General features: G+C 54.9%; 1 protein-coding gene. It reads left to right on the top strand.

What is annotated here, in order from left to right:
* The first annotated feature begins 12 nt into the window (after positions 1–12).
* Complete coding sequence (locus tag AC1RPV_RS07725) at positions 13–132, top strand: HNH endonuclease (RefSeq protein WP_481764190.1); 120 nt, start codon at positions 13–15, stop codon at positions 130–132.
* Positions 133–317 lie beyond the last annotated feature (185 nt).

Raw genomic sequence — 317 nt, 5'->3', positions numbered from 1 at the left:
GAAGTACACCACATAGTGCCTCTCTCACGGGGCGGCACCAACACGATGTCGAATCTCCTATCGCTGTGCAAAAGCTGCCACGACAAACGCCATAACCATCTGCATCGAGCGCGCGGCGCTCACAACCATTGAGGAATACACAATGCCTAACAGCAAGCTCCCAGAACTCATCAAGCTGTTTCTGGAAATCAACCCCACCCCGTCCGGTGAGCAATTCCACAATCTGGCGTTTTCGGTTGGCACTGATCCGGAGACTCTGGAATCCTATGCGTACCAAATGCTGTCGGAGGCTGAGGGCGCGGGTCTAGGCCATGAGA

The organism is Dellaglioa sp. CoH-55-MRSF-9, assembly GCF_056782155.1.
This window is presented reverse-complemented; position numbering and strand designations above follow the sequence as displayed.